7 protein-coding genes are annotated in these 7,094 nt (G+C 65.4%); 1 reads left to right on the forward strand and 6 read right to left on the reverse strand.

Going from position 1 to position 7,094, the window contains the following annotated elements; genetic code table 11:
* Positions 1–40: 40 nt before the first annotated feature.
* The 6 genes from WAX14_RS03300 to WAX14_RS03325 all read right to left on the reverse strand — a co-directional run bounded on the left by WAX14_RS03300 (position 41) and on the right by WAX14_RS03325 (position 6,222).
* The gene (locus WAX14_RS03300; RefSeq protein WP_422626666.1) at positions 41–229 is read right to left on the reverse strand and encodes a hypothetical protein; all 189 of its coding nucleotides are present in this window, start codon (positions 227–229) and stop codon (positions 41–43) included.
* Positions 226–1,077: a carbohydrate ABC transporter permease gene (locus WAX14_RS03305; protein WP_422626667.1), complete on the reverse strand. Its 852-nt coding sequence runs from the start codon at positions 1,075–1,077 to the stop codon at positions 226–228. Before WAX14_RS03305 ends, WAX14_RS03300 begins: the two co-directional genes overlap by 4 nt.
* On the reverse strand, positions 1,074–2,186 hold the full coding sequence (locus WAX14_RS03310; RefSeq protein ID WP_422626668.1) for a carbohydrate ABC transporter permease: 1,113 nt from the start codon (positions 2,184–2,186) through the stop codon (positions 1,074–1,076). Before WAX14_RS03310 ends, WAX14_RS03305 begins: the two co-directional genes overlap by 4 nt.
* 19 nt (positions 2,187–2,205) lie before the next feature.
* Positions 2,206–3,480: an ABC transporter substrate-binding protein gene (locus tag WAX14_RS03315; RefSeq protein ID WP_422626669.1), complete on the reverse strand. Its 1,275-nt coding sequence runs from the start codon at positions 3,478–3,480 to the stop codon at positions 2,206–2,208.
* Positions 3,481–3,633: 153 nt separating this feature from the next.
* Complete coding sequence (locus WAX14_RS03320; protein ID WP_422626670.1) at positions 3,634–4,707, reverse strand: ABC transporter ATP-binding protein; 1,074 nt, start codon at positions 4,705–4,707, stop codon at positions 3,634–3,636.
* Between the two features lie 72 nt (positions 4,708–4,779).
* Complete coding sequence (locus WAX14_RS03325; RefSeq protein ID WP_422626671.1) at positions 4,780–6,222, reverse strand: alanine/glycine:cation symporter family protein; 1,443 nt, start codon at positions 6,220–6,222, stop codon at positions 4,780–4,782.
* Between the two features lie 95 nt (positions 6,223–6,317).
* Between WAX14_RS03325 and WAX14_RS03330 the strand changes: the two genes are divergently transcribed.
* A partial coding sequence (locus WAX14_RS03330) for a DUF2786 domain-containing protein (RefSeq protein WP_422626672.1) occupies positions 6,318–7,094 on the forward strand: 777 nt, incomplete at its 3' end.

The following is a 7,094-nucleotide window of genomic DNA, read 5'->3' on the forward strand; positions in this document are numbered from 1 at the left end:
TTTTGGGCCCGCCCAGGGGCCCAAAAGGCACACGGGCGACTCACCCTCGCCGCCACGCCCGGAAGGCACAACCCCACGCGACGGCGAACCCCAGCAACACCAGCGCCGGAACCACGCCGGGCGCCGACGACCGCAACTCGGCGACCGCACCGATCAACGCCATCGCGGTGAACACGGTCAGGAATCCCAGCAACATCTCGAGCCGCTGCTGCCGGGGGACCCGCCTCACGACTTCACACCACCCGCGGTCAGACCCGCGATGATGCGGCGCTGGAAGATCAACACCATGATCACCAGCGGCACCATCACCAGGGTGCCGCCCGCCATGATCGACGCATACGGCGTCACATACGGGTCGGTGCCGGTGAACCGGGCCATCGCGACCGTCACCGGCGCGGTCTTCTCGTTCGACAACTGCGACATCAACAGGTACTCGTTGACGGTCGCGATGAACGCCAAAATCGCAGTGGTGAACATCGCCGGCGCGGCCAACGGCAACATCACCAGCCGGAACGCCTGCCCGCGCGTCGCCCCGTCCATCCGGGCCGCCTCCTCGAGTTCCCACGGCAATTCCGAGAAGAACGAGGTGAGTGTGTACACCGTCAGCGGCAGCACGAACGAAATGTTCGGGATGATCAGCGCCTGATAGCTACCGATCCAGCCGATGTCGGTGAACAACTGGAACAGTGGCGTCACCAGCGCCACCACCGGGAACATCGACGCCCCCAGGATGATGCCGGTGACGAAGTATTTGCCGCGGAAATCGAACCGGGACAGCGCGTACGCGGTGAACACGCCGAGGAGCAATGCGACCGCGGTAGTCGCGCCCGCGATGATCACGCTGTTGAGCAGCGCACGGGAGAAGTTCACCTTTGCATCCGGGTCGAGTGCGTCGGCGAAGTTCTGCAGTGTCGGGTTCGACGGCCACAGCGACGTGCTGAACGTCTCGGACGGATCGCGCAGGGCGGTGACGATCATCCAATAACAGGGCGCCAAGCCCCACGCGACGATGAGGACGACCCCGGCATACGTACCGACCGAGCGCATCGTCGTGCTGCCCGCACCGGGACTGCTCATCCGACGTCTCCCTTCCGCTGCTTCTCCTGCGTCTGCACGGCGTTCGCACCGAGGAACCGCACCAGCACGAACGCGACCGCAAAGATCATCAGGAACGTGATCGTCGACAGCGCCGACGCCGAATTGGCGCCCTGACGCATCTGCTCGACCACCAGAACCGAAATCGTGGAGGTCGCGGGATTCGAGCCCATCATGATGGCGGGCAGGTCGTACATGCGCAACGCATCCATCGTGCGGAACAGGATCGCCACCATCAACGCCGGTTTGACCAGCGGCAACGTGATCATCTTGAAACGCTGCCAGGCGTTCGCGCCGTCGACCTTCGCCGCCTCGTACACATCCGCCGGAATCATCTGCAGACCGGCGAGGATCAGCAGCGCCATGAACGGCGCGGTCTTCCACACGTCCGCGACGATGATCGCGAACCGGGCCGGCCACGGATCCGCCGTCCACAGGATGTCGGTGCCGAGCATCTTGTTGGCGATTCCGTCGTTGGCGAAGATGAAAAACCACAGTTTGGCGGTGACCGCGGTCGGGATCGCCCACGGAATCAGCACCGACGCGCGCAGCAGGCTGCGACCGCGGAACGACTTCGCCATCACGATCGCCATGGCGAACCCGATGACGGTTTCCAGCGACACGGTGACGACGGTGAAGAAGAAGGTGTTGCCGATCGACTGCCAGAACTGGGAGCCGAGGGTGCCCGGCGGGCACGGAATCGTTCCGGTGGCGGTGCCACAGGACTGGGTGATCCACCGCACGTAGTTCTCGATACCGACGAAACCGCCGGTGACGAAGCGGCCCGTTTCCGGGTCCAGCTTCTTCGCATCGCCGTGCAACGACATCCAGACGGCCCGCCCCAGCGGGTACAAGATGATGACGGACAGTACGACCAGCGACGGCGCCACGAACACCCACGGAGGTATCCGGCGCCGCTGCTTCGGTGCGGGTACGCCCGATTCCGGTGGTTCGGTGGTCCGTTGCTGTCCGTGCACACGCCCGCGGCCGGGGCGGCCTGTGTGACCGGCCCCGACCGCGGAATCGTGTGGCGGATCCGCGGGAGCCGGTCGATGGTCTTCCTGACCGGCATGGACCTGCGGTTCTGCCATGGGTACTGCTCCTAGTGGATCAGTTGCCGGCGGTTTCGATGCCGGCCTTGATGTCGGCGAGCGCCTGTTCGACGGACTTCTCGTTGCGGATCGCCGCGTACGAGTTGTCGGAGATCGCCTTCGACACGTTCGAGTAGTACGGCGTCGACGGGCGCGGCTTCGCGCTTTCCAGCGCCGCCTTCAGCGTCGAGAAGTACGGGAACTGCTCGAGGATCGCCGGATCGTCGTACACCTCGGCGAGGACCGGCGCGCCGCCGACCTCCGCGTAGTACGTCTGCGACTGGCGGTTCTGCATGAACTCGAGGAAGTCACGCGCGGTTGCCGGCGCGTCCGAGAACGTGCTGATGCCGACGTTGTAGCCACCCAGGGTGGACACACCGGGACCGTCGACACCCGGCAGGACCGCGATGCCGTAGTTGCCTGCGATCGACGAGGTCGCGCCGTCGGTGTAGAAGCCCGGCCACGTACGCAGGAACAGGGCTTTGCCGTCACCGAACGCGGTCTGCGACTCGCCTTCGGTGTAGGTCTGCGCCGCCGCCGGGATGGTGTTGTCGGCGAAACGATCGACGATGAACTGCAGTCCCTCGCCGGTCTGGTCGGTGATGTCGGGGCTGAGCCCGTCCGGTCCGACGAAGCTACCGCCGAACGCGTTGACGATCTCGGTGACGTTGACCGTCAGGCCCTCGTAGTTCTTGAACTGTCCGAGGTAGCAGTCGATACCCGCTTCGACGGCCTTCGGGCACTCCGCCTGCAGTTCCGCCCATGTGGCGGGGGCCTTGTCGAGCAGGTCGGTGCGGTAGTACAGGAACGCGGCGTTGGTGTTCTTCGGTGCCGCGTACAGGGTGCCGTTGTAGGTGCCGGACTCGACGGTCGCGGGCAGCAGTCCTGCGGTGTCGATCGCGAAGTCACCTTCGAGCGGCAGCAGCCAGCCGTTCGCGGCGAACTCGGCGGTGTTGGTGACGTCGACGGCCACGAGGTCGTATTCGTCGCTCTGCGCCTGCATGCGCTGGGCGATGTCGTCGTACTGGTCGTTGGCTTCCTTCGCCAGCGGCTTGAACGTCACCGTCTCGTCGGGATTCGCCGCGTTCCAGTCGGCGATGATGCTCTCGAGCGCCGCGTTCAGGGGATCCTGACCTTCGACGATGGTAATCGGGCCGCGCCCCTCACCGGCCGCAGACGTCGAGCCGCTGTCGCTGCTCGAGCCGCTGTCGGACGAGCAGGCCGTCAGGACCAGCAACGACGCCGCCGACGCAGCGACCGCTGCCCGGCGAACCGCCTTCGTGTTCAGAACCATGGATTACTCCCGTTCGGATTCGGAAAACTCCTCGTCGGTGGCGTGCAGCCACCGACATCGGCCCCTACTCTGGCACGCGAGACCGGGAAAAGGGGATATTGTGCCCATCCTGAATCGGTCATGTTCGTTCCGCGCGCCGTACCTCGACCACGCTCAGCCGAGCCGGCAACCGTCTCGCGTCGAGAACACATGTACCTGCTCCGGGTCGAAATTCAGGTAGATGCGCTCGCCCTTCTGCGGTGGATTCCGCCAGTCGCCACGAGCGACGATCTGCTGCTGCACGCCCGCGACGATCGCGCGACCGTACACGTAGGCGTCGGAGCCGAGTTCCTCGACGACGTCCACGTCCATCGCGAGACCGTATTCGGAGAGTTGGATGTGTTCGGGCCGGATACCGACCACCACCTCGGTGTCGTGGACCTGACCGACGACATCGCGTGGGATCGGCACATAGGTCTCACCGAGGATCGCGCCGCGGTCGAACACGGGCAGCGTGAACAGGTTCATCGCGGGCGAACCCATGAATCCGGCGACGAACACATTGGCCGGCTTGTTGTAGAGCACCCGCGGTGACGCGCACTGCTGCAGGATGCCCTTCTCGAGCACCGCGACCCGGTCTCCCATCGTCATGGCCTCGACCTGGTCGTGGGTGACGTAGACGGTGGTCGTGTTCAGCCTGCGCTGCAGTTGCGCGATCTGGGTTCGGGTCTGCACACGCAACTTCGCGTCGAGGTTGGACAGCGGCTCGTCCATGAGGAACACCTGCGGCTGCCGCACGATGGCGCGACCCATTGCGACGCGCTGCCGCTGACCACCGGACAGCGCCTTCGGTTTGCGGTCGAGGTACTGCTCGAGGTCGAGCATCCTCGCGACCTCCTCGACCCGCTTCCGGATCTCGGCCTTCGGGGTCTTCGCGAGTTTCAGCGCGAATCCCATGTTCTCGGCGACCGACATGTGCGGGTACAGGGCGTAGTTCTGGAACACCATCGCGATGTCCCGCTGCTTCGGGTCGATCGCGGTGACATCGTTCGCACCGATGAGGATGCGTCCGCTGTGCACCTGCTCGAGACCGGCGAGCATCCGCAGTGATGTGGACTTCCCGCAGCCCGACGGACCGACCAGCACGAGAAACTCGCCGTCCTCGATCAGCAGATCCAATGCGTCGACGGCCGGGGTGCTCGAACCCGGGAACAGGCAGGTCGTCTTCTCGAAGGTCACCGAAGCCATCGCACATCCTTTCCGCCACGGGCATCCGCACGCGCGGTACGGGAATCTACCGTGTGCGTCGGACAGCGACGATCACCGTGGCGGGGTCGGCGCGACGTCGACGTCCTCGTCGCCCCACACCTGGACGCCTCGGATACCCGGAACGTCGCCGCGATGGAACACCGGATCGCGACCCTGCTTCCGCTGGGCCGAATAGTGATGGAACAGGGCGTAGGCAATTCCCGACAGCGGAATCAGCGCGATCAGATTGAACGTCGCCATCACCCCCATCGCCAGGTCGGCGATCGCCCACACGAGCGGCACCGATCCGATCGCCCCCAGAAAGACGCACAGCACGACCAACGCGCGCAGGTACGGCAGGGCCGTGCGCGAGCCGGTGAGGAACTCGACATTCGTTTCGCTGTAGTAGTAGTTGCCGATCACCGAGGTGAACGCCAGGAAGAAGATGAGGACCGCGAGGAAATGCACGGTCCAATCGCCGAGCTGCATCGCCAACGCGTTCTGTGTCAGGGTGGCGCCGGCCAGCCCCGACCCGAAATCCGGTTCGGACAGCAAGATGATGAACGCGGTGATCGAGCACACCAGCCAGGTGTCGAAGTAGACGCCGAGACTCTGTACGAGGCCCTGCTTGACCGGATGCGACACCGAGGCGGTGGCACCCGCGTTCGGCGCCGAACCCATACCCGCCTCGTTCGAGAACAATCCGCGCCGGATGCCGTTCATGAACGCCGCGCCGATCCCGCCGCCGGCAACCTCACGGAGACCGAACGCGTTCTCGAACACCAGCGTGAACATGGCGGGCACCTCACCGATGTTGAGGATCACCACGATGATTCCGATGATCAGATAGGCGCCGGCCATGACCGGAACCACCACCTGGGACACACTCGAGATGCGCCGCACCCCGCCGAAGATCACGGCCGCGACCATCACGGCAATCACCAACCCGACGCCGATCTGCAGTCCGGTGGTCTTCTCGCCCACCGAACTCGCGACCGCATCGACGATGGAGTTGGTTTGCACCGCGTTGAACACGAATCCGTAGGTGATCGTGATGATCACCGCGAAGATCATGCCCATCCAGCGTTTCCCGAGCCCGTACTGCATGTAGTAGGCGGGGCCACCGCGGAACGCACCCTTGTCGCGGACCTTGTAGAGCTGGGCGAGCGTCGACTCCACGAAGGCGGTGGCCGCACCGATCAGCGCCATCACCCACATCCAGAACACCGCGCCCGGACCGCCCACACTGATGGCGATCGCGACACCGGCGACGTTGCCGGTACCCACGCGGGATGCCGCCGAAATGGAGAAGGCCCGGAACGCCGAGATGCCCTTCTCGCCGTCGGGCAGCATCTCGGGCTTCTCGACGATCGATCGCAGCATGTCCGGGATCAACCGGATCTGGATCAATCTCGACCGAATCGTGTAGTACAGACCGGAACCGATCAGCAACGCGATGACCGCGTACCAGAAAACATCGTTGACATCGGTGACGAACTCGACCGCGGTGTCCATTCCTCGTATGTTTCCCCCTCGGCGCCGTTCTCGCTGACTTTCCCGCACCGCGGCGGCGACTCACGGGACGACGGCGTCACCTCTACTCTCGACGGGTGAGTTCGGACAAGATGCTGACCCGGATCGGAGGACTTCTCCGACAGGCCGAGTCGACCGACAACGCCCACGAAACCGATGCCTTCCTCGCCGCGGCACAACGGCTGGCGACCGCGTCGTCGGTGGACCTCGCGGTCGCGCGCACCCACATCACCACCAGGGAACGCCGGGCCGCTCCGGTGCAGCGGCTCATCACGATCGGTGAAGCCGGGAAGAAGGGGCTGCGCACCTACGCGCAGTTGTTCCTGGCGATCGCCGCCGCCAACGACGTGCAGTGCGACATCACCGCGACCTCCACCGTCGTCTACGCGTACGGGTTCGCCGCCGACATCGACGTGTGCGAGGCGCTGTACTCGTCGTTGCTGGTGCAGATGGTGCGGGCGTCCGACGCGTACCTGCGGTCGGGACGACATCGAGACGAGACGACGGTGCGGACGGTCGTCGAGCAGCGCGGTGGGCGGCGGGTCCGCACGCGGGTTCGCACACCTGTCGCGGGAGTGACCGCACGACTGAACTTCCAATCGGCGTTCGCGGCGCGGATCGGCGCGCGGCTCGCCGAGACGAAACAACAGACCGAGCGGGAAGCGGAGGTCGCGGTGCCCGGAACCGGGCTGGTGTTGCGCGACAAACAACTCGAGTTGCGCGACTTCTATCGCAGTACATCGCAGGCCCGCGGAAGCTGGCGGGGCAACCGGACCTCGACGGCGCCGTCGCCGGACGCACAGCGCGCCGGGGACCGCGCGGGTCGTGAGGCGCGACTGGGCGCCGCACCGGAG

Origin of the sequence: Rhodococcus sp. (in: high G+C Gram-positive bacteria) (assembly GCF_049299235.1) — a bacterium.
Classification (GTDB): domain Bacteria; phylum Actinomycetota; class Actinomycetes; order Mycobacteriales; family Mycobacteriaceae; genus Rhodococcus.